Here is a 19,599-nt window from a genome sequence, read left to right as displayed (position 1 = left end):
GACGGCGGCGCGGGACGTCGGCCCGCTCGACTTCCCGTACACCCGCCGACCCCGGCGCCGCCCGGCACGAGAAGTCGGCATCGCCGACGTGCCGCACCACGGCCCGCAACGACCGGGGCCCCGCGTCGGCCCGGCGCGGGCCGACCGCCCGGCACCGGAAGTCGGCGTCGTCGACTTCCCGCGTCCGCCTCCCCCGGGTGGGTGCTGCTGTTCCGGCAACTGGCCGTCACGCGCGGGCCGCTGCTCCGGCTGCTCGGGTGGTCCGGGGTGGAGGCGCTGCCGCCGCTGCTGTCCGGGCTGCTCGTCTCGACCGCCGTCGACCGGGGGTTCCTGGCCGGGCGGCCGGGGGCCGGGGTGGCCTGGCTGGCCGGGTTCGGCGCCGCGATGGCCGTCCGGGCGTACGCGGCGCGGGCCGGGTTCCCGCACCTGGCGGGGGTGGTGGAGCCGTTGCGGGACGCCCTGGTCGAGCGGGTGGTCCACAGCGCGCTCGCCCGGCCGTCGGCGGATCCGGCCGAGGTCGCCCGGCTCACCGAACAGGTCGAGTCCGCGCGGCAGTTGACCGCCACCCTGCTGCGCACCCTGCGCGGCGTCGGGGTCACCCTGGTCGCCGCCCTGGCCGGTCTGGCGCTGCTGGCGCCCGTCGTCCTGCCGCTGGTCCTGCTGCCGCTGCTCGCCGCCGGGTTCCTCTTCGCCCGTCTGCTGCGCCCGCTGGTGGCGCGGCGGCACGCGGTCGTGCTCGCCGAGGAGCGACTGGCCGCCGAGGCGGGGCGGGCGCTGCACGGGTTGCGCGACGTGCAGGCCACGGGCACCCGGGAGCAGGTCGCCGAGGCACTGACCGGGGCCGCCCGAGCGAGCGCCACCGCCTCCCGCGCCCTGGGCCGGGCCTCGGCCCTGCGCGCGCTGGTCGTGGCCCTCGGCGGCCGGCTGCCCGTCCTGGCCGTCCTCGCCGCCGCGCCGTGGCTGCTCGCCCGCGAGGCCCTGACCCCCGGCGAACTGCTCGGCGTCGCGACCTATCTGCTGCAGCAACTCGACCCGTCAGTGCGGACGTTGGCGGGTACGGTCGGCGGCTGGCTGCTCAACCTCGCCGTCGTCCTGGACCGCCTGGCGGCCACCGCGATCGGCCCTCCGGCGGACACCGCCCCCAGCGCGCTGCCGGGGAGAGCCCCGGGGCAGGAGCCGGAGGTACGGGTCAGCGGGTTGAGGTACGGGCACGGCGGGGCCGGGGCGCCGGTGCTGGAGGGGCTGGAGTTCGGGTTCGCGCCCGGGGAGCACGTGGCCGTGGTGGGGGTGAGCGGGGCGGGGAAGTCGACGCTGGCGGCCCTGCTGGCCGGGGTGCTGGCGCCGACGGGCGGGGCCGTCTCGGTGGGCGGGGTGCGGCCGGACGGGCTGGCGGGGGCCGCGCGGGCACGGCTGGTGGCGTTGGTGCCGCAGGAGGCGTACGTGTTCCCGGGGCCGGTGCGGTCCAATCTGACCTGGCTCTCCCCGGAGGCCACGGAGGAGCAACTCGCCCGTGCCGTCCGCGTACTGGGGGCCGATCAGGTGGTCGCGCGGCTGGGCGGCCCGGAGGCCGTCCTGCGCGATCCGGGCGTGCTGTCGGGCGGGGAGCGGCAGTTGCTCGCGCTGGTGCGGACGTATCTGTCGTCGGCGCCGGTCGTGGTGCTGGACGAGGCGACCTGCCATCTGGACCCGCGTGCGGAGGAGCGGGTCGAGCGGGCGTTCGCCGCCCGGCCAGGGACTCTCGTCGTGGTCGCGCACCGGATCAGTTCGGCCCTGCGCGCGGACCGGGTGCTGCTGCTGGACGGCGGGCGGGGGGTGCTCGCCCGGCACGGCGATCTTCAGGTGCTGTCCCCGCTGTACCGCGAGTTGGTCGGTCACTGGCTGGGTTCGACGGCGGGTCGCGCGTCATGATCTCGATAGGATCTCGTCCGTTCCGGCCGTTATGGTGGCCGGGGCACGGGCCGCGATCACCGGCTGTGGCGCGTACCGAGCGCCCGATCGGGGACCCGACCGCGCGCCGCCAAGCGCCGGCCGGGCGCCGATGACCTGCACCCTCCGCACGGAAAAGACGATTTCTGATGTCCGACACCCTCACCGACACCACCGGACCCGCGGCCAACGGGACCGACGCCGACGAGAGCACCGCCGGGTACACCTCGTCGCACGGCCGGCACCGGGGCCGTTCCGCCGCCGACGACAAGCCCGAGGCCGACCCGCACGGCCGGCACCGCGCCGCGGCGGGCCGGGGCTGAGCACACCCGCACCGGAAGGGCCCGCCGGGGGGAGCACCCCCGGCGGGCCCTCGTCGCGTTCGGGCGGGGCCCGCGGCTCAGCGCCCCAGCGTCACGACCGTGCGCAGCGCCTCGCCGCTGCGCATCTGGGCGATCGCCTCGTTGACGTCCGACAGGTCGACGCGGTGGCTGATCATGCCGTCGAGGTCGATCCGCCCGGCCCGCCACAGGTCGACGACCAGGGCGATGGTGCGGGCCACCGGCGCCCCGCCGTAGAGCGAGGGCAGCAGGCGCTTCTCGTTGAAGAACAGCTCGCCCATGGTGAACTGCGCGAGGTCGTCCTGCGCGCCGGCGCCGATCACCACGACCGCGCCGCCGCGCCGGGCCGCGTCGTAGCCGGCCCGGACGGTGGCGGACCGGCCGACGGCCTCGAAGACGTAGTCGAAGCCGCCCCCGGGCAGGCCCTTCGCCGTCGCCCTGAGGTCCTCGGGGGCGATCGCCTCGGTCGCGCCGAAGGCCAGTGCCCGCTCGCGGCGCGAGACGACCGGGTCGACGACGGTGATCCGGGCGGCGCCGCAGACCCGGGCGCCCTGCACGGCGGCGACCCCGACCCCGCCCGCGCCGATCACCGCGACGGAGGCGCCGGGTTCGACCCGGGCGGTGTTGACGGCGGCGCCGACGCCCGTGGTCACCCCGCAGCCGATCAGCGCGGCGGCCTCGTACGGCAGGTCGGCGGGCACCTTGATGACGGCGTCCGCGGCGACCACGACCTCCTCGGCGAACGCCCCGGTGCCGTAGAACCCGGAGGCCTCGACCGCCGCGCCGCCGTCCTCGAAGCGGAAGCCGGGCGCGCCGAGCCGCCGCAGGCTGGCGATGCACAGGTGGCCGCGGCCCCGCTCGCAGTGCGCGCAGCGGCCGCAGGGCGCCATCCAGCAGAGCACCACGCGGTCGCCGGGGGCGAGGCCGGCCACGCCCCCACCGACCTCCACGACCTCCCCGGCGCCCTCGTGCCCGGGGACGAACGGCGCGGGCTGCGGCAGGACGCCGCTCATCGCCGAGAGGTCGGAGTGGCAGAGACTGGCAGCGCGCATCCGGACCCGTACGGCGCCCGGCCCGAAGCCGACGGCCGTCACGTCCTCCCGGACGTCAAGGGTCTCCTGGCCGGTCTTGTGCAGGACGGCTGCGCGCATGGGGCTGCTCCCGGTGTGCCTCGTGTGCTCGGTTCTCCACGGTCGGGCCCGATTCTGACACGGGCGACCCGACCCGACTAGAACACGTTCCAGGGCCGCTGTGGTCCGCCCCTCTACCGTCGAGTAGGGTCCGGGGCGAACGCGTTCGCGCACGTCCCGAGCCCGAGGAGCACCGTCATGTCCGACCTGCTGGAGAGTGTCCGCCCGGCGGCCGAGGTGCTGGCGGCGTTCGAGGCGGCCACCGGGTTCATGCCGCTGGACGAGGGGCTGGCGCTGTACGCGGCGGCGGTGACGGCGGCGCGGCGCACCGGGCTGCCGGTGCTGGAGATCGGCACCTACTGCGGTCGCTCGGCGGTCCTGCTGGCGGCGGCGGCCCGGGAGACCGGGACGACCGCGCTGACGGTGGACCACCACCGCGGCTCGGAGGAGCAGCAGCCCGGCTGGGAGTACCACGACCCGACGCTGGTGGACCCGGAGGTGGGGCTGATGGACACCCTGCCGCGCTTCCGCCGGACGCTGCACGCCGCCGGGCTGGAGGAGCACGTGGTGGCGCTGGTGGGCCGCTCGCCGCGGATCGCGGCGCTGTGGGGCCGGCCGCTGGCCCTGGTGTTCATCGACGGCGGGCACACCGACGAGCACGCGACCGGCGACTACGAGGGCTGGGCCCCGCACCTGGCGCCGGACGGGCTGCTGGTGGTGCACGACGTGTTCCCGGACCCGGCGGACGGCGGCCAGGCCCCGTACCGGGTGTACCTGCGGGCGCTGGCCGAGGGCTTCGAGGAGGTCTCGGTGACGGGCTCGCTGCGCGTCCTGCGCCGGACCGCCGCGAGCTAGCGCTAGCCGCTCACCACCCGCCGCCCACCGCCCGATCCGCCGCCCGATCCGCCGAGCGGCCCCACAGTCCTGCACGGATGCTCTAACGTCGTGCCGGAGCTGTCGGGCGGAGGTTCGAACGGTACGGTGTCCGCGCAGCACCAGGCAGAGCATCGGCGGACGGTGGGGGCTAGCGGCACATGACGGACCAGCACAACACCGCTCCGGCAGTCTGGGACCCCACCGCGCGCGGCGGCGCGGGCGGCTGGGTGCGCGGCCCGCAGCGACCCGCCGAGCCCACCCCGGCGCAGCCCGCCCCCGCCCAGCCCGCCGCACCGCGCCCCGGGGCCGCACCGCAGGACGGGGCCGCGCTGCCGCCCGCCACCGGCGCCGTCGGGGACCAGGGCCCGCCGCTCGGTGCCCGCCCGTACCTGGCCGCCCCGAAGCCGCCGTCCGTGCCGCCGCCGGCGCCGTTCCCCTCCCACGCGTCCGCGCAGACCCCGGGGCCCGGCTACGTGTCCGGCGAGGCCCCCGGCCCCGGCTACGTGTACCCGCCGCAGCCGCCCGCCGGCCCGCAGCAGCCCCCGTACGTCCCGTACCAGGGACAGCCCGACTACCCCTCCGGTTACCCCGCCGACTACGAGGACCCGGACGACGGGGACCGCCCGAACAACCGGAAGGCACCGCTGCTGATCGGCTTCGCGCTGCTCCTGGTGGTGGCGGTCGGCGGCGGCCTGCTGGTGGCCGCCCAGAACAGCGGCGACAAGAAGGACCAGGCCTCGCCCGCCCCGCCGTCCGCCTCCGCGACGTCCACCGGGAACCCGCCGACGGGCCCGGCGCCCACCGGTACGGACGCCGCGCCGAACGGCGCCACCGACCCGGCCTCGTCCGCCGCGGCGCCGTCCCCGACCGCGAGCGGTGCCGGCGCCAACGCCAAGACGCAGGCACAGGCCCTGGACGGCCTGCTCACCGAGGGCGAGAGCGCGAAGGCCCCGATCGGCAGCGCGGTCGCCAAGGTGAGCAGCTGCCCGGCGAAGGCCGACATCGAGAGCGCGGCGCAGGTGTTCGACAACGGCGCCAAGCAGCGCGACGAACTGCTGCGCAAGCTCGCCAAGCTGAGCGCCTCCGACGTGCCGGGCGGCGCGGACGCGATGGCGTCGCTGAAGTCCGCCTGGCAGCTGTCGGCCGACATCGACCGGGCGTACGCGAACTGGGCGCGGGCGGTCGCCGGCCAGGGCTGCTCGGGCTCGGCCCCGAACACCGCCGACAAGAAGCGGGCCGACGAGCTCAACCCGCAGGCCACCCAGGCGAAGAAGGACTTCGCGGGCAAGTGGAAGCCGATCGCCGACACCTACGGCCTCACCCCGCGCACCCAGGACAGGATCTGATCCACCCGTGACCGGCCCGAACTCCCGACCGCCCCGCCGTTCCACCCTGCTGCGCGCCACCACGGCGGTGGGCGCGGCCGTTCCGCTCTGCCTGGCGGGCTGGCTGGGCTGGCAGTCCCTCGGCCACTCCGCGGCGGTGGGCGGCACCGCCGCGCCGGCCACCTCCCCGGCCGGAACCGCCACACCGGGCACCACCACACCGGGCACCACCGCACCGGGAACCCCGGCCCAGACGCCGACGACCCCGGTGCCCCCGACCACCCCGACGACGCCCGCCCCGTCGAACACACCCGCCCCGTCGGACACCCCGGTCTCCCCCACCGCGCTCACCGGCCGCACCATCCTGCTCGACCCCGGCCACAACCCCGGCAACTCCGCGCACACCGCCGAGATCAACCGCCTGGTCGACATCGGCAACTCCCGCAAGCAGTGCGACACCACCGGCACCGAGACCAACTCCGGCTACACCGAGGCCGAGTACACCCTGGACGTCTCCCACCGGGCCCGCGCCATCCTGGCCGCCCGCGGCGCGACGGTGGTACTGGCGCAGGACGGCGACCGTCCGTGGGGCCCCTGCATCGACGAGCGCGCCCGGGCCGGCGCCGACGCGCACGCCGACGTGGCCCTGTCGGTGCACGGGGACGGCGGTCCGGCGGGCGGCAGCGGGTTCCACGTGATCCTCCCGGCGAAGGTGGCGGCCGGGAAGGCGGACAACTCGGCGATCGTCGAGCCGTCGCGCCGGCTCGGCCTGCTGCTGCGCGAGCGCTTCCGCGCCGCGACGGGCGAGCCGTACGCGGACTACACCGCGAGCGACGGCCTGGACACCCGCTCCGACCTGGGGGGCCTGAACCTGTCCACGGTGCCGAAGGTGTTCATCGAGTGCGGTAACATGCGCAACCCGGTGGACGCCAAACGGATGACGGATCCTCAGTGGCGGCAGCGGGCGGCCCAGGGGATCGCCGACGCGCTGACGGCGTATCTGACCACCCGGTAAGGAAGTTGGGCCGGGGCGGCCGACGGCGTGCGCGCCGCCCGGGTCGCGCCTTTGGCAACGACTTCGCCCCATTCCCGGTCCCGCCGTGCACCGGCGGTGCGGTTGGGCCTAGGCTTCTGGTCCGTTCGGGAGTTTCGGCCGGTCAGCCCGACCGCACGAACCGCCGTCCACGACAGGTCAACGAGGGGAACGTTAGTGAATCTGCGCGCTCTCACCAGGGGAGACGCCGCCGTCGCCGGCGCGGCCGTCCTGCTCTTCATCGCCTCCTTCCTGCCCTACTGGACGGTGGACTGCACCGGCCGGTACTGCGGCGACACATCGCAGAACGCGTGGAGCACCCAGCTGTTCCCCATCCTGCCGTCGATCTACCTGCTCGGCATCGCCGCCGCGGTGCTGATCCTGCTGCACCGCTTCCAGGGCGAGGCCGCGGCCGGGCGCCAGGTGCTCGGCCTGCGGCTGGACCAGTGGGGCATCGCCTTCGCCGTCGTCGCGCTGTGGACGGCGCTGTGGTCGCTGGGCGGCGGCCCGTCCGGCGGCAGCTTCGGGCACGGCTTCGGCGCCTGGCTCGGCCTCATCGCGCTGATCGTGCTGGCCGGTGCGGCCGCGGCCGCGCCGCTGGTGCCCGCGCTGAAGGCCCCGCTGGTCGCCGACCGTCCGGCGGCCGTCCCCTACCAGGGCGGCTACCCGGCCCCGGGCCAGCCGGTGCAGCCCGGCCAGTACGGCTACCCGGCCCCGGGCCAGGACCCGAACCAGGCCCCGGCGTACGGCGCCCAGCCCGGTGGCTACGGCTACCCGGCGGCCGGCCAGCCGCAGCCGGTGCAGGCCGGCCAGCCGCAGGACGCGGCCGCCGCCCCGCAGCCGGTCCCGGCCGCGCAGCCGCAGCCGACCCCGGCCGCCCCGGCGGCCGACTTCGCACCGTTCTGGTTCGCCGTCCCGGCCCCGCGCTCGCTGGCGTCGAAGGACAACCCGGCGGGCGCCCCCGTCGGCGAGCTGGTGCCCGGCACCTGGTACCTGGCGGTCGAGCAGCGCGGCAGCGCGCTGGTCGCCCAGTTGCAGGACGGCACCGTCGGCCTGCTGGCCGACACCTCGGGCATCCAGCGCGGCTGACGCCCCCGCCGGTACGACGAAGGGGTGGGACCGGATCTCTCCGGTCCCACCCCTTCGCGTTGCCCGTACGAGCCTCAACCGTCGTACGGGCCTCAGCCGTCGTGCGGGCCTCAGCCGTCGTGCGGGCCTCAGCCGTCGTGCGGGCCTCAGCCGTCGTGCGGGCCTCAGCCGTTCGCACCGGCATCGGCCACGGCTACGGGCCTCAGCAGCAGTCCTGGACCACCAGCCCGGCGGGCAACTGCTCCCCGCCGAAGACCGCGACCGTCGCCGGGTCGCCGCCGAGCGCGGCGACCGCGAGCAGCAGCGCGCCGGCCGTCCAGGTGGTGCGCTCCTCCGGCCAGACGGCGTCGTCCTCGAAGACGTACCCGGTCCAGTAGGAGCCGTCCTCGTGCCGCAGGTGCTTCTGGATCCAGCGCAGGATCTCCACGGCGCGGTCGGAGCGGCCGATCGCCCAGAGCGCGAGGGCGAGTTCGGCGCTCTCGCCGCCGGTCACCCACGGGCGGTCGCTGACGCAGCGCACGCCGAGGCCGGGGACGACGAAGCGGTCCCAGTCCCGGTCGATCCGTTCCAGCGCCGCGTCGCCGCGCAGTCCGGTGCCGAGCACCGGGTAGTACCAGTCCATCGAGTAGCGGCCCTTGTCGAGGAACCGCTCGGGGTGGTGGGTGATGGCGTGCCCCAGCCGGCCGGCGGCGAGCTCCCAGTCGGGCTGCGGCTCCTCCAGGTACTCGGCGATGGCCAGCCCGCAGCGCAGCGCGTGCAGCATGCTGGACGAGCCGGTGAGCAGCGCCTCGTCGGTGGCGGTGCCGTCCTCGTCGAGGCGCCAGGCGATCGGGCCGCCGGGCAGCCGCTGGCCGACGATGAAGTCCAGGGCGCGCCGGACGACGGGCCAGATCCACTCCAGGAAGGCGTCGTCGCCGGCGCTGAGGTGGTGGTGCCAGACGCCGACGGCCACGTAGGCGCAGAAGTTGGTCTCCTTGGCCCGGTCGGTGACGGCGCCGTCGGTGTAGGCGGCGTACCAGGAGCCGTCCGGGTTCTGGGTGGCGGCGAGCCAGCGGTAGGCGGCCTCGGCGGCGGCGTGCTCGCCGGCGGTGTCGAGGGCCATGGCGGCCTCGGTGTGGTCCCACGGGTCGAGGTGGTGGCCGGCGAACCAGGGTATGGCGCCGTCGGGAAGCTGTTCGGCCAGGATGCTGCGGACGGTGCCGGCGGCCTGCTCGGCGTCGAGCACCCCGTCGAGCAGCAGTGCCTCGGGGACGGCGGCGGTCATGCGTCCACGCGCCCGGGCTCGGTCCGCCGCGGCTTGGACGCGTAGGCGACGAAGCTCTTGCCGATGACCGGGTTGAGCGCCCGTTCGGCGGCCTTGGTGAGGGTGCTGATCACCGGGGTGCCGACGATGTCCCAGACCAGCAGCTGGTGGTAGGCCTTGACCGGCAGCGCCTTGTCGTTGTTCACGCCGACCGCGCACTTGATCCACCAGTACGGCGAGTGCAGCGCGTGCGCGTGGTGGGTGCCGTAGGGCTCCAGGCCGGCGTCCTTGAGCTTGCCGAGCAGTTCGTCGCCCCGGTAGATCCGGATGTGGCCGCCCTCGACCTCGTGGTACTCGTCGGACAGCGTCCAGCAGATCTTCTCGGGCAGCCAGCGCGGCACGGTGACGGCGAGCAGCCCGCCCGGCTTGAGCACCCGGAACATCTCGTTGAGCACGCCCTTGTCGTCCGGTATGTGCTCCATCACCTCGGAGATGATGATCTTGTCGAAGTAGTCGTCCTCGAACGGCAGCGCCAGCGCGTTGCCCTCCATCGCGACCGCCGACGCGCCCTCCGGGGCCTCGCCGGCCTGCTCCATCGCGGCGAACCACTTCTGGACCTCGGTGATCTCCTCGGCGTTCTGGTCGAGGGCGATCACGTTGGCGCCGCGGCGGTAGCACTCGAACGCGTGCCGGCCCCCGCCGCAGCCCAGGTCGAGCACCCGGTCGCCGGGGGCGAGCGGGAAGCGCGAGAAATCGACGGTCAGCACTGCAGGGCTCCCATTCCTTTTGCTACCAAGCGGACTTGACGCCGCGTCAGTTCGATCCGCTACCGCTCCGCACCGGGCGGCCGGGGCCGCCGGGCGGGCGCCGCGCAGGGCGGCCGGAGCGACTCAGGGCACGTACCGCCAACCCGGCCCGGAGCGGGCCCGGGCGCCGGCGCCGGTGGCGATCGCCGCCCGGTAGGCGTCGGCGGTCAGCTCGGCGGCCCGCGCCCAGGTGAACCGGGCCAGCACCCGCTCCCGGCCGGCCGCGCCGAGCCGGGCGCGCAGCCGCGGGTCGTCCAGCAGCCGGCCGAGCGCCGCCGCCAGCCGGTCCGGCTCCCCCGGCGGCACGGCCAGGCAGGTCTCCCCGTCCGGCCCGGCCACCTCGGGGATCGCGCCGCCGGTGGTGGCGACCAGCGGGGTGCCGGTGGCCATCGCCTCGGCGGCGGGCAGCGAGAAGCCCTCGTACAGCGACGGCACGCAGGCCACCTCGGCCGAGCGGTAGAGGTCGACCAGCTCCCGGTCGGTCAGGCCGCTGCGGAACTCGATGTGGTCCGCCAGCCCGAAGCGGCGCACCGCCTCCGCCACCGGGCCGTCCTCCTTCTGCGGCTTGCCGACCACCACCAGGTGCGCGGGGCGCTCGGTGCGCACCTTCGCCAGCGCCTCGACCAGGAACACCAGGCCCTTGAGCGGGACGTCCGCGCTGGAGGTGGTGACGATCCGTCCGGGGACGCGGGCGATCTCCTCGGAGGGCGACCAGAGCCGGGTGTCGGCGCCGATCGGCACCACCGAGATCGCGCCCGGCGCGGCGCCCAGGTGCTCGGCGATCTCGCGCTGCGAGGTGCCGGAGACGGTGATCACGTGGTCCAGCCGGGCGGCGACCCGGCGCTGCATCCGGGTGAAGGCGTACCAGCGGCGCAGCGACAGCCGCTTGACCCGGGTGGTGGCCGCGTCCAGCTCCAACTGCCGGTCCACGGTGATCGGGTGATGGATCGTGGTGACCAGCGGGAACCCGTGCCGGGCCAGGCCGAGCAGGCCGTAGCCGAGCGTCTGGTTGTCGTGCACCACGTCGTAGCGGCCCTTGTGCCGGGCCAGGTACTGGCGGGCGCGCAGCGAGAAGGTCAACGGCTCGGGGAAGCCGCCGGTGCGCATGGTGGCGAACTCCAGCACGTCCACCGGGCTGTGGAACTCGCCGCGGGCGGGCGTGCGGAACGGGTCCTCGGCGCGGTAGAGGTCCAGGCTGGGCAGTTCGACCAGGCGCACCGAACCGGGGCCGTCGACCTCGTCCAGCACCGGGTACGGCTGGGCACCGATCACGTCCACGTGGTGGCCGAGCCTGGCCAGCTCACGGGAGAGGTGGCGCACGTACACGCCCTGACCGCCGCAGAAGGGGTCCCCGCGGTACGACAGCAGGGCAATCCGCAGCGGCTGCGCGGTCATCCTCGGGCCCTCATCTCTAGCTGCTATTCCTGTGCTGCTGCTGTCTCTGCGTTGGCGACGGCGCTGCCGCCGGTCGCTAAAGTAGATCAGGTTTCAGTGGCTGTGGAACTCGTCATCGACCATGTGAACAATGAGAGACCTCGAAGATACCGGCCCGTAGCTTTCCCTCAGGAGCCAGGGCTGGTGATTCCCGCCACGCCGACCCTGCCGACCTTGTGGAGCACGCCGCCACCCACGCGCCCCGGGAGCACTCCTTGCCGCCGCCGACCACCTCCACGAGCCCCACCACCCCGCCCCCCGCGCAGCCGGGCGAGCCGCCGCTGACCGCCCGCCAGGCCGAACGCCGGCGCCGGATCCTGCGGGCCGCCACCGCCCTGGCCGCCCGGGGCGGGTACGAGGCGGTGCAGATGCGGGAGGTCGCGGAGACCGCGCAGGTGGCCCTCGGCACGCTCTACCGGTACTTCCCCTCCAAGGTGCACCTGCTGGTCGCGGTCATGCTGGAGCAGTTGCAGGGCCTCCAGGAGCACATCCGGCGCCACCCGCCGACCGACCCCGAACCGGCCCCGCGGGTCGCCGACACGCTCACCCGCGCCTTCCACGCGCTCCAGCGCGAACCGCTGCTCGCCGAGGCGATGGTCCGGGCGCTGTCCTTCGCGGACCGCTCCGTCGGCGCCGAGGTGGACCAGGTCAGCACCGCCACCGGCCAGCTCATCCTGGACGCCATCGGCCAGTCCGGGCCACCCAGCGAGAGCCAGCGCGCGGCCGTCCGGGTGATCGAGCACACCTGGCACTCCGCCCTGGTCGCCTGGCTCTCCGGCCGCGCCTCGATCGCCGAGGTCCGGGCCGACCTGCACACCGCGGCCCGGCTGCTCACCCTGCCCTGACTGGAACCTGTTCCTGCCCGGGCGGGAGGGGCCGGCCGCCCCCGGCGGTTAGAGTCGACGGACAGCACAACTTCATCCCGTCCCTCCCCCGGGGGAAGCCGGTGCGAATCCGGCGCTGACCCCGCAACCGTGAGCCCGGCCCCCGTGACGGCCCGGGCGAGTCGGACCGCCCGTGGAGGGGCGAGCGGCCAGCCCGGGCCCGCCACGCGCACCGCCCGGCACCGTCGAGGACTACGGAACGGCCCCGCCGGGCCACCACCGCTCACCGAAAGGCACACCTCCACCATGCTCACCGCCGCCCGTCTGGGCGCCGCCGCCCTGTCCGCCGCGCTCCTCGCCGGCGCCACCGCCGGACCGGCCCTCGCCGACAGCCCCGCGCCCACCGCCGCCGCCGTCCCCGACGGCCTCTACGGCAAGGGCGACCCGACGTACGACGGCGTCTGGCGGCAGTCCCTCGCGCTCACCGCGCTCGCGGCGGCCAAGGCCACCCCGGCCGACTCCGCCGTCGGCTGGCTCACCGGACAGCAGTGCGAGGACGGCGGCTGGCCCTCCTTCCGGGCCGCCGGCGCCGCCTGCGACCCCAAGACCGAGGACAGCAACGCCACCGCCGTCGCCGTCCAGGCCCTCGTCGCCCTCGGCGGGCACCAGGAAGCCGTCGACAAGGGCGTCCAGTGGCTCAAGGCCACCCAGAACGCCGACGGCAGCTGGCCCTACAACCCCGGCAGCCCCGGCGACGCCAACTCCACCGGCCTCGCCGTGAACGCCCTCTTCGCCGCGAAGACCGACCCGGCCGGAGTCGCCAAGGCGGGCAAGAACGCCTTCGACGGGCTCGCCCTCTTCCAGCTCGGCTGCGCCGCCCCCGCCGACCAGCGCGGCGCCTTCGCCTACCAGCCCGACCCGTCCTCCGGTGCGCTCGCCCCCAACGCCCTCGCCAGCGCCCAGGCCTCGCTCGCCGCCGCCGGCGGCCACCTCCCGGTCGCCACCACCGCCCGCACCGACGCCGCGCCCAAGGCCCTCGGCTGCGACTCCGCCGCCGCCTCCACCGCGGCTGCTCCGGTCGCGCACGCCGACTCCGGCGAGGCCGCCGGGGCGTACCTCACCGCCCAGCTCGCCGCGGGCGACAACCACCTCACCCTCACCACCCCCGGCGCCGCCCCCACCCCCGACTACAACGCCACCGCCTGGGCCGCCCTCGGCCTCATCCAGAGCGGCCACCCCCAGCAGGCCGCCGGCGCCGTCGACTGGCTCGCCAAGGAGGGCGCTGGCTGGACCAAGGGCGGCACCGACGCCGCCGCCACCGCCAGCCTCCTGCTCGTCACCCAGGCCGCCCAGCGCGACACCGCCCCGCTGACCGCCGAGCTCACCGCCCTCGGCCCGGCCCTCAAGGCCACCGCCGGCCCCGCCCCGACGGCGGCGGCGCCCAAGAAGGACGACGGCATCGGCCAGTACTGGCTGATCATCGTCGGCCTCCTCGTCGGCCTCGGCGGCGGCCTCCTCCTCAGCCTCCAGCGCAAGCGCGGCCAGAGCCTGTGACACCCCGCCCCGCGCGCCGGGCCCGCCCGGGCCGCCGCCGTGGCCGCCGCGCTCTCGGCTCGCGGCTCGGCTCGCGGCTCGGCTCGCGGCTCGGTGCGGTGCTCGGTTCGGTGCTCGGTTCGGTGCTCGGTGCGGTGCTCCTGCTGGTCGCCTCCGCCGGGGCGCCGGCGGAGGCGGCGACGGGATACCGGTACTGGTCGTTCTGGCGTGCCGGCGGCGACGGGTGGCTGTACCAGCAGCAGGGGCCGGCCGTCGCCGTGCCGCCGGACGGGGCCGTGGACGGGTGGCGGTTCGCGGTAAGTCCGGACGGCGGGCAGGATGCGGCGCGGCCCCGGACGGCGGGCGACTTCGCCGCCGTCTGTGCGGACACGCCCGCGCAGGCGGGCCGCAAGCGGGTCGCGGTCGTGCTGGACTTCGGCACCGCCGCCGACTCCGGCTCGGGCTCCGGCTCGGGCTCCGGCTCGGGCTCCGGCTCCGGCTCCGGCTCGGCTTCCGGTTCCGGCTCGGGCGAGGCGCCGCCCGAGCAGCGGAGCGCGTGCGCCAGCGTCGTCTCGAACGCCACCTCGGCCGAGGTGCTGGCCGCCGTCGCCCCGCCGCTGCGCTACGACGCCAACGGCCTGCTCTGCGCCATCGCGGGCTTCCCGAAGGCCGGGTGCGCCGACCAGCTCGGGTCGGCGGCCAAGCCGGCCGACCCGTCCGGCGACGGCGGCGGCTCGGACTCCGGCCCGGACGTCGGCCTGATCGCCGGTGGCGCGCTGATCGCCGTGCTGGCCGGCGGTGCGGTCTGGCAGGCGCGCCGCCGCCGCACCTCCTGACGCCTCCCGAGCCGCTCCCCCTCCGGACCCCTTCACCTGGACTGACCCATGAGCACCGCCCGCACCACCCGCCCGCCCACCGGACCCCGGCAACTGCACCCCGGGGCCTGGTGGTTGTGGGCGCTCGGGCTGGGCGCGGCGGCGACCCGCACCACCAATCCGGTGATCCTGCTGCTGCTCGCCGCCGTCGCCGGGTACGTGGTCGCGGCCCGGCGCGGCGACGCGCCCTGGTCGCGCTCGTACGGCGCGTTCCTGCGACTGGGCCTGCTGGTCCTGGGCATCCGGCTGGTGTTCGCGGTGCTGCTCGGCTCGCCGATCCCGGGCACGCACGTGTTGTTCACACTGCCCGAAGTGCCGCTTCCCACCTGGGCGCAGGGAGTGCGGATCGGCGGCCGGGTGACCGTGGAGGGCCTGCTCGCGGCGCTGTACGACGGGCTGCGCCTGGCCACCCTGCTGGTCTGCGTGGGCGCCGCGAACGCGCTGGCCAGCCCCGCCCGACTGCTGCGCGCCCTGCCCGGCGCGCTGTACGAGGCGGGCGTGGCGGTGGTGGTGGCGATGACCTTCGCGCCGAACCTGGTCGCGGACGTCCGCCGGCTGCGGGCGGCCCGCCGCCTGCGCGGCCGCACCGACCGGGGGATCGCCGCCGTACTGAGCGTCGGACTGCCCGTCCTGGAGGGCGCGTTGGAGCGTTCGGTGGCGCTGGCCGCGGCGATGGACACCCGCGGCTTCGGCCGCACCGCGGACGTCCCGCGCCGACTCGCCCGGGCGACGGCCGCGCTCACCCTGGCCGGCCTGCTCGGGATCTGCCTGGCCGCGTACGGGCTGCTGACCGCCGGCGGCGCGGGCTGGGCGGCGCCGGTGCTGCTGCTGGGCCTGGCCGCCGCCTCCGCCGGGCTACTGCTAGGCAGTCGACGATCCGTCAGGACACGCTACCGGCCCGACCCCTGGGCACTGCCCGAGTGGCTGACCGCCGGATCGGGCGCCGCCGTCGCCGGGTTGACCATCTACCTGTCCACGCGCGACCCGGCCGCCTTCGCGCCCACCGTCGTCCCACCGACCGTCCCCGCGCTGCCGCTGGCCGCCGTGCTGGCCGTACTGCTCGGCCTGGTACCGGCGTTCGCCGCCCCGACCCCGCCCCGGAGGGCTTCGTGATCACCTTCGAGCAGGTCTCCGTCCGGTACGCGGACGCCGCCGCCCCCGCCGTCGCGGACGTCGACCTGACCGTCCCCGAAGGCGAACTCTGCCTGCTGGTGGGCCCGTCGGGCTCCGGCAAGTCCACCCTGCTGGGCGCGGTGAGCGGGCTCGTCCCGCACTTCACCGGCGGCACCCTGCACGGCCGGGTCACGGTCGGCGGCCGGGACACCCGCGAGCACCGGCCGCGCGAACTCGCCGACCTGGTCGGCACGGTGGGCCAGGACCCGCTGGCGCACTTCGTCACCGACACCGTCGAGGACGAACTCGCCTACGGCATGGAGTCCCTGGGCCTGCCCGCCGACGTGATGCGGCGCCGGGTCGAGGAGACCCTCGACCTGCTCGGCCTCGCCGACCTGCGCGACCGCGCCCTCACCTCCCTCTCCGGCGGCCAGCAGCAGCGCGTCGCGATCGGCTCGGTGCTCACCGTGCACCCGCGCGTCCTGGTCCTCGACGAGCCCACCTCGGCGCTGGACCCGGGCGCCGCCGAGGAGGTGCTGGCCGTCCTCCAGCGGCTCGTGCACGACCTCGGCACCACCGTGCTGATGGCCGAGCACCGGCTGGAGCGCGTCGTCCAGTACGCCGACCAGGTGCTGCTGCTCACCCCGGGCGCCCCGCCCGTCCTCGGCGAGCCCGCCGAGGTGATGGCGCACTCGCCGGTGCACCCGCCGGTGGTCGGCCTCGGACGGCTCGCCGGCTGGCGGCCGCTGCCGCTGTCCGTCCGCGACGCCCGCCGCAAGGCCGCCGGGCTGCGCTCCCAGTTGGACGGTCTGCACCCGGGCGCGGCCCCCGTTCCAACCGTTTCGACCACCGCACCGATCGCCGCCGCCGAACGCCTCGCCGTCCGGCGCGGCCCCGTCCAGGCCCTGCGCGGCGTCGACCTGGCGCTGCACGTCGGCGAGATCACCGCCCTGATGGGCCGCAACGGCGCCGGCAAGTCCACCCTGCTGGGCAGCCTGGTCGGCCTGCACACCCCCGCCTCCGGCCGGGTGACGGTCGGCGGCCGCACCCCGCACCGCACCCGCCCGGCCGAACTGATCCGCCAGGTCGGCCTCGTCCCGCAGGACCCGCGCGACCTCCTCTACGGCGAGAGCGTCACCGCCGAATGCGCCGCCGCCGACACCGACGCGGACGCCACCCCCGGCACCTGCCGCGCCCTGGTCGAACGACTGCTGCCCGGCATCGCCGACACCGCCCACCCGCGCGACCTCTCCGAAGGCCAACGGCTCACCCTCGCGCTCGCCGTCGTGCTCACCGCCCGGCCCCCGCTGCTGCTGCTCGACGAGCCGACCCGCGGCCTCGACTACGCCGCCAAGGCCCGGCTGGTGGCGATCCTGCGCGACCTCGCGGCGGAAGGCCACGCCGTCCTGCTCGCCACCCACGATGTCGAACTCGCCGCCGAACTCGCCCACCGCACGGCGATCCTGGCCGAGGGCGAGATCGTCGCCGACGGCCCGACGGCCGACGTCGTCGTCTCCTCCCCCGCGTTCGCCCCGCAGGTCGCCAAGGTGCTGGCACCCGGCCCGTGGCTCACCGTCCGCCAGGTCGCGGAGGCGCTGAGCGCATGAGCCGCCCCGCTCCTTCCGGTGTTCCTGCTGGTCGCCCCGTTCCGCTCGGCCGCCGCTCGGTGACGGCCCTGCTCCTGACCTCCCTCGTCGGCGTGGCGGCCTTCGGCTGGCCGCTGCTCGCCTCCACCAAGTCCGCCCTGGTCGGCCACGCCACCGACGCCCCCTGGCTGTTCGCCCTCCTGCTGCCGCTGCTCCTCGCCGTCGTCATCGCCCAGATCTCCGAGGGCCGCACGGCGGGCGGCGGCGCGCCCGGCCTGGATGCCAAGTCCGTGGCCCTGCTCGGGGTGCTGGCGGCGGCGGGCGCGGCACTACGGCCGCTCGGCGCGGGCACGGCGGGGCTGGAGCCCATGTTCTTCCTCATGGTGCTGTCCGGCCGGGTGCTCGGTCCGGGCTTCGGCTTCGTCCTCGGTTCGCTGTCGATGTTCGCGTCCGCGCTGCTCACCGGCGGCGTCGGGCCCTGGCTGCCGTTCCAGATGCTCGCCATGGGCTGGGTCTGCCTCGGCGCCGGCCTCCTCCCGGGCTCCGCGCGCCTGCGCGGCCGGCGCGAGCTCTGGCTGCTCGCGGGCTACGGCGCGCTGGCTTCCGTCCTCTACGGCACGATCATGAACCTCCAGGGCTGGCCGTACATCGCCGGGCTCTCCGGCTCCATCTCCTTCGTCCCCGGCGACCCGCTGCCCGCCAACCTGGTCCGCTTCGCCGCCTACTGCCTCACCACGTCGCTGGGCTGGGACCTCCCCCGCGCCGCCCTCACCGTCGTCCTCTGCCTCACCCTCGGCACCGCCGTCCTGCGCGCCCTGCGCCGCGCCACCCGCCGGGCCGCCTTCGACGCGCCGGTGACGTTCCGGCCGCCGGACTCCCGGCCGCCGAGCAGGTGAACTCCGCCGCCCCGCCCCCTGGTCGACTACGGCAAGGCCCGCGACACCCTCGGAGCCCGGCACTCCCCGCAGACCTGCCCGACACCCGCGACGGGCCGCCCGCACAAGCCGTCCCGCCCGGGGCACTCATGCCGACGCGGCCCCGACCCGCCGCCGCCCTGCGGGGTCAACGGAACGGGCGGCACCTTCGCCAACCGCCCCGCCAGGACCGCCCCCACGCTGTGCGTGACCCTCTCCGGCAAGGGCGCGGCCAGGATCCCCGCCAGCGCCTCCCCGCTCCACCCGCCCGCGAGCAGCCCCTCCACCCGCGCGGCCTGATCGCACAGTGGCTTGCCCGCCAGCGCCATCCTGGGCTCCCTGCGCCCGAGTTCGAGCAGCAGCGCCATGCCCGCCGTCAACTTCTCGGACGGACGGACGGAGGGAACTTCCGCTTCCTTCCCCATCACCTTTCCGGAAGGGCTTCCCGCCTTCCCGGCGCCCGCCACCCCAGCTCCGGGCCCACCGGCGGCCGGGGGCGCGGGAAGCGGCGGCACGGCGTGAACCGCCTTGCCCGTCACCGGCACTTCGTGCACCGAGACGATCGTCCGCACCTGCCCCGTCACCGGATCCCGCTGCGTCCGCCGCACGTAGTGCCCGGCCGCCTCCAGCTCACGGAGCGCCCGCGCCACCGTCGCCCGGCCCTCGACGCTCTTCGCCGCCAACGTCCGGATGTCCTCCCGCGCACCGTCCGGCAGGCTGAGCAGGTAGCTGAGCAACCCACGCGCCGCCCAACTCAGCGAGTGCTTCCGGACGACGTGGCCGTTGTCGAGGATCGTGTACCCGGGCGAGTGCTTCGGGATACGATGAATGTGCATTCGGGAGCCCTTTACTCCTAGTGCCATTCCCCGGGGTGTTAGCGCACCGCCGGGGCTCACTTTTGCCGCGCACAGGCCGTCCCTCCGAACGCCCGCGCCGACCCAATGATCACCGTAATGCGCTAACCGAGCGTCAAACTCCCTACCACATCACCCAAACGGGCGGCGCAAGCGCACACCCCCCAGCGCGCCCCAGGCCCACAAGCCCGGAACACGCCCCACATCTTTCGACTCATGGCTGACCACGAACCCGCGTTCCGGCCACTGGACAGCACGGAACTGTTCGGCACGGCCACCCCTCCCCAGCTCCACCAGCGACACTCGCCGTTCTCACCCACGGTGCCGGCGTCACCCGCGAAGAGGGCGGGTTCACCTCGACCCCGAAAAGCGCTGCGCCGACGTGCAGTCGCCAGTGCTCATCGTCCACGGAACGAAGGACACCTTCGTCGACGTCGAACTGTCCCGCCGGTTCGCGCCGCTGTTCGGCGCCGGAGCCGAACTGTACGAACTCGACGGCGCACAGCACGGCTTCGCCGTGCACGATGACCCCACGTACGCACACCCGCAGTCACAGGCGTGGCAGCGCGAGGTCGTCGCCAAGGTTGCCGACTTCCTCTCCCTCTAGTGTCCTGCGCCGGAGATCTGTCGTTAGATCTTGCGTGAGTGATTCTTCGGATGCGTCGGTGCGGCGTCGTGGTCCCGCGTTGGAGCCGTT

At 75.6% G+C, this 19,599-nt stretch carries 18 protein-coding genes and 1 riboswitch; of the genes, 13 read left to right on the top strand and 5 right to left on the bottom strand.

Annotation, left to right across the window (positions count from 1 at the left end; all coding sequences use genetic code 11):
- The first annotated feature begins 201 nt into the window (after positions 1-201).
- A complete protein-coding gene (locus tag ACIO9K_RS25735; protein WP_400333485.1) occupies positions 202-1,908 on the top strand; it encodes an ATP-binding cassette domain-containing protein in 1,707 nt (568 codons plus the stop codon).
- 167 nt (positions 1,909-2,075) lie between these two features.
- Positions 2,076-2,249 carry a hypothetical protein gene (locus tag ACIO9K_RS25730; protein WP_400333482.1) on the top strand — a complete coding sequence of 58 codons (174 nt, stop codon included), beginning with the start codon at positions 2,076-2,078 and terminating at the stop codon, positions 2,247-2,249.
- 77 nt (positions 2,250-2,326) lie between these two features.
- On the opposite strand, the gene ACIO9K_RS25725 is transcribed toward ACIO9K_RS25730, so the two are convergent.
- Positions 2,327-3,418 (bottom strand): alcohol dehydrogenase catalytic domain-containing protein, encoded by a 1,092-nt coding sequence (locus ACIO9K_RS25725; RefSeq protein WP_363622484.1) that lies wholly within the window; start codon positions 3,416-3,418, stop codon positions 2,327-2,329.
- Positions 3,419-3,595: 177 nt separating this feature from the next.
- Here ACIO9K_RS25725 and ACIO9K_RS25720 point away from each other — a divergent pair, with 177 nt between their 5' ends.
- The 4 genes from ACIO9K_RS25720 (at position 3,596) to ACIO9K_RS25705 (ending at position 7,720) form a co-directional block, all read left to right on the top strand.
- The gene (locus tag ACIO9K_RS25720) at positions 3,596-4,252 is read left to right on the top strand and encodes a class I SAM-dependent methyltransferase (protein WP_363622485.1); all 657 of its coding nucleotides are present in this window, start codon (positions 3,596-3,598) and stop codon (positions 4,250-4,252) included.
- A 179-nt stretch (positions 4,253-4,431) separates the two neighbouring features.
- On the top strand, positions 4,432-5,619 hold the full coding sequence (locus ACIO9K_RS25715) for a hypothetical protein (protein WP_400333479.1): 1,188 nt from the start codon (positions 4,432-4,434) through the stop codon (positions 5,617-5,619).
- A gap of 7 nt (positions 5,620-5,626) precedes the next feature.
- Entirely contained in the window at positions 5,627-6,613 is a 987-nt protein-coding gene (locus ACIO9K_RS25710; RefSeq protein WP_400333476.1) for an N-acetylmuramoyl-L-alanine amidase, read from the top strand.
- A gap of 195 nt (positions 6,614-6,808) precedes the next feature.
- Positions 6,809-7,720: a hypothetical protein gene (locus ACIO9K_RS25705; RefSeq protein WP_363580813.1), complete on the top strand. Its 912-nt coding sequence runs from the start codon at positions 6,809-6,811 to the stop codon at positions 7,718-7,720.
- A 202-nt stretch (positions 7,721-7,922) separates the two neighbouring features.
- Here ACIO9K_RS25705 and ACIO9K_RS25700 read toward each other — a convergent pair whose 3' ends face one another.
- From ACIO9K_RS25700 to ACIO9K_RS25690, 3 genes are all read right to left on the bottom strand, one after another.
- The gene (locus tag ACIO9K_RS25700) at positions 7,923-8,984 is read right to left on the bottom strand and encodes a prenyltransferase (RefSeq protein WP_350885009.1); all 1,062 of its coding nucleotides are present in this window, start codon (positions 8,982-8,984) and stop codon (positions 7,923-7,925) included.
- The gene (locus ACIO9K_RS25695; RefSeq protein WP_400333472.1) at positions 8,981-9,730 is read right to left on the bottom strand and encodes a class I SAM-dependent methyltransferase; all 750 of its coding nucleotides are present in this window, start codon (positions 9,728-9,730) and stop codon (positions 8,981-8,983) included. The genes ACIO9K_RS25700 and ACIO9K_RS25695 overlap by 4 nt, the downstream gene beginning before the upstream one ends.
- A gap of 123 nt (positions 9,731-9,853) precedes the next feature.
- Positions 9,854-11,164: a glycosyltransferase family 4 protein gene (locus ACIO9K_RS25690; RefSeq protein ID WP_363622491.1), complete on the bottom strand. Its 1,311-nt coding sequence runs from the start codon at positions 11,162-11,164 to the stop codon at positions 9,854-9,856.
- Positions 11,165-11,418: 254 nt separating this feature from the next.
- On the opposite strand from ACIO9K_RS25690, the gene ACIO9K_RS25685 reads away from it, so the two are divergent.
- The 6 genes from ACIO9K_RS25685 to ACIO9K_RS25660 all read left to right on the top strand — a co-directional run bounded on the left by ACIO9K_RS25685 (position 11,419) and on the right by ACIO9K_RS25660 (position 18,030).
- A complete protein-coding gene (locus ACIO9K_RS25685) occupies positions 11,419-12,048 on the top strand; it encodes a TetR family transcriptional regulator (RefSeq protein WP_063351068.1) in 630 nt (209 codons plus the stop codon).
- A 92-nt stretch (positions 12,049-12,140) separates the two neighbouring features.
- A riboswitch (cobalamin riboswitch) is annotated at positions 12,141-12,216 on the top strand.
- A 117-nt stretch (positions 12,217-12,333) separates the two neighbouring features.
- Positions 12,334-13,581 (top strand): prenyltransferase/squalene oxidase repeat-containing protein, encoded by a 1,248-nt coding sequence (locus ACIO9K_RS25680; protein WP_363622493.1) that lies wholly within the window; start codon positions 12,334-12,336, stop codon positions 13,579-13,581.
- Between the two features lie 98 nt (positions 13,582-13,679).
- Positions 13,680-14,396: an SCO2322 family protein gene (locus ACIO9K_RS25675; RefSeq protein ID WP_400333643.1), complete on the top strand. Its 717-nt coding sequence runs from the start codon at positions 13,680-13,682 to the stop codon at positions 14,394-14,396.
- Between the two features lie 48 nt (positions 14,397-14,444).
- Complete coding sequence (locus tag ACIO9K_RS25670; protein ID WP_363622496.1) at positions 14,445-15,548, top strand: CbiQ family ECF transporter T component; 1,104 nt, start codon at positions 14,445-14,447, stop codon at positions 15,546-15,548.
- Positions 15,545-17,155, top strand: a complete 1,611-nt coding sequence (locus tag ACIO9K_RS25665; RefSeq protein WP_400333467.1) for an ABC transporter ATP-binding protein — start codon at positions 15,545-15,547, stop codon at positions 17,153-17,155. The genes ACIO9K_RS25670 and ACIO9K_RS25665 overlap by 4 nt, the downstream gene beginning before the upstream one ends.
- Positions 17,152-18,030, top strand: a complete 879-nt coding sequence (locus ACIO9K_RS25660) for an ECF transporter S component (protein ID WP_400333464.1) — start codon at positions 17,152-17,154, stop codon at positions 18,028-18,030. The genes ACIO9K_RS25665 and ACIO9K_RS25660 overlap by 4 nt, the downstream gene beginning before the upstream one ends.
- A 26-nt stretch (positions 18,031-18,056) precedes the next feature.
- On the opposite strand, the gene ACIO9K_RS25655 is transcribed toward ACIO9K_RS25660, so the two are convergent.
- On the bottom strand, positions 18,057-18,884 hold the full coding sequence (locus ACIO9K_RS25655; protein WP_363622502.1) for a helix-turn-helix domain-containing protein: 828 nt from the start codon (positions 18,882-18,884) through the stop codon (positions 18,057-18,059).
- Positions 18,885-19,122: 238 nt separating this feature from the next.
- Here ACIO9K_RS25655 and ACIO9K_RS25650 point away from each other — a divergent pair, with 238 nt between their 5' ends.
- Complete coding sequence (locus ACIO9K_RS25650) at positions 19,123-19,509, top strand: dienelactone hydrolase family protein (protein WP_363622506.1); 387 nt, start codon at positions 19,123-19,125, stop codon at positions 19,507-19,509.
- Positions 19,510-19,599: the final 90 nt, after the last annotated feature.

The sequence above is a fragment of the Kitasatospora sp. NPDC087271 genome, from assembly GCF_044744605.1.
GTDB lineage: Bacteria > Actinomycetota > Actinomycetes > Streptomycetales > Streptomycetaceae > Kitasatospora.
Note: the sequence above shows the minus strand (reverse complement) of the source record. Positions and strands in the feature narration are given on the sequence as shown.